Source organism: Ewingella allii, from assembly GCF_044430645.1.
GTDB lineage: Bacteria > Pseudomonadota > Gammaproteobacteria > Enterobacterales > Enterobacteriaceae > Ewingella > Ewingella allii.
Genome location: NZ_JAWUDN010000018.1, coordinates 1 through 2,678, shown reverse-complemented (window position 1 = coordinate 2,678; position 2,678 = coordinate 1). Strand labels below are relative to the sequence as shown.

Genomic DNA, 2,678 nt, shown 5'->3' with positions numbered 1-2,678 from the left:
CTGCGCAAGACCGACGTCTACAAAGCAGAAATGAAGAAGTACGGCACCGGCAGCGCGTTGCAGCAGGGGATACAGGCAGCCACGGCGGCGATACAGGGGCTGGCGGGCGGAGACATGGCGAAAGCCATCGCGGGCGGCAGTGCGCCGTATCTGGCGGAAGTGATTAAACAGGTTGCGCCGGATGAATCCAGCCGTGTAATGGCCCATGCCGTCGTTGCCGGAGCGCTGGCAGCGGTACAGGGCAACTCAGCCGCAGCGGGTGCGGCAGGCGCTGCGACGACAGCCTTAATGGGTGAAGCGATAAAAAATGCGCTGTATGGCGATATTCCTGTTAGCCTACTGAGCGAAGAGCAAAAACAGACTTTGGTTGCTTTGGGAACCGCAGCGGCAGGGCTGGCAGGCGGTCTGACCGGCGACAGTTCAGCAAATGCCATGGCGGGTGCGCAGGCGGGGCAGAACGAAATCAGTAATAATATGGTTGGTGCTGGCTTCATCTCGCAAATGATGGCGCAGGAAACGCTGAACGCAGCGGCGATAGCCGAAAGCGGTAAAGGCAATGCAAATGACGCGGCCGCGCTGGCGTTGACGAAGAAAGTGAAAGAAGGGCTGGATGCGGCGTGTTTAGCCAATCCAGGCTGTCTTTTGATGGCGGTGGTTGCAGCGCAAAATCAGCCTAAAGCACCGGGTAATACCGGTGGTGATCAGATCGCAGAGCAATCTCCGACGAACACGGGTGGAAATCAGCAGGTTGACCCAAATGTAACCCATACTGGTAATAATCAGTCGTCACCACAAGGTTCAACGAATACTGGTAATACGGATGGTGTGCCTAATGTAGGCGGGAATACCACGACGACACCGGTTGCGGAACAGAATCCGGATGACTTGGTTTATTACTCTGAGGGTTCCCGGCCTGAGAATATGTCTCCAGATGGAGCAGAAAGGTCTGGTGCATTCAACGAAGCAAAACGACAATCAGGTATACCTGTAAGTAAAAGTCCCGATAGAGTTCTTCCTAATGTAGATAAAAGAGGTAATCCTCAACCAGGAAAAATATACGAGTTTGATGTACCTAAACCGGGTGGCGGCATACAGACGATACAGATCAGAGATGATGCTGCCGGTCATTTCTTTGGTGAGACAGATACTCAAAATAGAGGCCCTCACTTTAATGATCAAGAAGGTAACCATTATGATTACTAATGTTAATGTGCGGTATGCCTATGATATAAACACTAAAAATGAGGTGGCGAATTTTAATTTGCTAGGTATTTTTGGAAAAAATATATCGGCTACAAGCTGGGAAAAAAGAAATACGAAACGTAGTAATGGAACTGTATGTATTATAAGTGAAATGATAAGGATTTTATCAGGTAGTAATGAAGATAAATCTATTTATATATATATTCAATTGTCTGGATGTCAACCGGATACTCGTATTATTAGATATAAAAAAACATGGGGTCTTTTACAGTCAAGGGGTTATGACATTAGCTATGTGTCAAATAAAAAGGATATTATAATTGACGGTGCTGATGGTTTAGAACTGTCCGGTACAGGATTCTGTTCAGTTTCATCATTAAATAAATTGTCTGCATTAATTAATGATGAGAGGAAAATATATTTTGCTACTGTTGATTCAGATGGTTTAGATAAAAATATTGATAGTATTAAATCATCTGCACAATGGATGGAAATTATTTGGTCAAAAAATGGTGTGGTCTTTATGCCATTGGGTGCACTTGATGAAAATGATTGTGAGGTGGTTGCTTTAGGTAAAGAATCAATTATTAATATTTTGAAATGATTTACTTCTCAGTATAAATAAATCCCGGCTCAACTGATGAACCGGGGTTCATACCTCTACGCCCTTAAAATCCCCTCCATCCGTCGCCGGATAATGATGATGTTCGGTACGGTGGCGACATCCACATGTTCCGCCTCGGTGATCCCCATCGCCGTCAGCCAGTCGCCGCCAACCACCAGTTGTCCATCATCCCGCACCCAGTCGGCGCTCAGCTTGGGGTTATGCTCGCTGGCTTCGCAGACGGCCTCCCATAAAGCGTTGTCGTGAACCACCGAGATAAATAAAGCCGAGTGTTGGTGCTGGACGGCTATCCTTATACCCGGCGTAAAACCGTGGCGGGCTAAGGCGTTGCCGGAGAAGGTCAACTCCGGGAAAGGTTCTTTGCTAAACGTCAGTTCCATCTGTTGGCGCTCCCTTACTGGTTTACTGCGGTGCGGATAATCAAACACCCGTTCTCAGCCGTAATGCTCACCGGCTGCCCGTTAATAAACCCTAGCCATTCCAGCCACTTCCCCTTAATCGTCAGCTGCGCGCTGGGGTTCGGTCTGCCGCCGTTGGGGCGGTAACTGACGGTCAGGAAATAGCTGACGCCTTCAGATAAGCCAAACGACTCAACTGAAAGCGTCAAGCCATGTATAATTATTATAAAACAATAAGTTGCGTTTTTTTTGCGCTCATTTTAATGCTGCATTTGTCGCGGTTGCTCTTTAACATGGTTAGAAAATTGAGTAAGTAACGACCGTCGTGAGGATATCGGGCTTATCGCCAACCGCGACGTGAACCTGATTTCGGCCACCAACACCTCGGTGCTGGACGGTAAAAATGAGAGCCACGGCGGCTCGGTGGGCGTCGGCTTAAACTTCGGCGGCAG

4 protein-coding genes and 1 pseudogene are annotated in these 2,678 nt (G+C 48.0%); 3 read left to right on the top strand and 2 right to left on the bottom strand.

Annotated features, from left to right (window positions below; translation table 11 throughout):
• Positions 1–1,203: HNH/endonuclease VII fold putative polymorphic toxin (locus tag SBO83_RS21360; RefSeq protein ID WP_396132830.1), on the top strand; the 1,203-nt coding region annotated here is incomplete at its 5' end.
• Entirely contained in the window at positions 1,193–1,807 is a 615-nt protein-coding gene (locus tag SBO83_RS21355; protein WP_396132829.1) for a hypothetical protein, read from the top strand. The genes SBO83_RS21360 and SBO83_RS21355, both read left to right, overlap by 11 nt.
• 56 nt (positions 1,808–1,863) lie before the next feature.
• Here the strand turns inward: SBO83_RS21355 and SBO83_RS21350 are convergent, their stop codons facing one another.
• Entirely contained in the window at positions 1,864–2,208 is a 345-nt protein-coding gene (locus tag SBO83_RS21350) for a hypothetical protein (RefSeq protein WP_396132828.1), read from the bottom strand.
• A 14-nt stretch (positions 2,209–2,222) separates the two neighbouring features.
• Complete coding sequence (locus tag SBO83_RS21345; protein WP_396132831.1) at positions 2,223–2,384, bottom strand: SymE family type I addiction module toxin; 162 nt, start codon at positions 2,382–2,384, stop codon at positions 2,223–2,225.
• 169 nt (positions 2,385–2,553) lie between these two features.
• Here SBO83_RS21345 and SBO83_RS21340 point away from each other — a divergent pair.
• Positions 2,554–2,678: pseudogene (locus SBO83_RS21340) on the top strand (hemagglutinin repeat-containing protein); the annotation flags it as partial.

Excerpts from the sequence above, each read along its gene's own strand:
- SBO83_RS21350 (WP_396132828.1), bottom strand. The coding sequence starts at position 2,208 with ATGGAACTGACGTTTAGCAAAGAACCTTTCCCGGAGTTGACCTTCTCC.
- SBO83_RS21355 (WP_396132829.1), top strand. The coding sequence starts at position 1,193 with ATGATTACTAATGTTAATGTGCGGTATGCCTATGATATAAACACTAAA.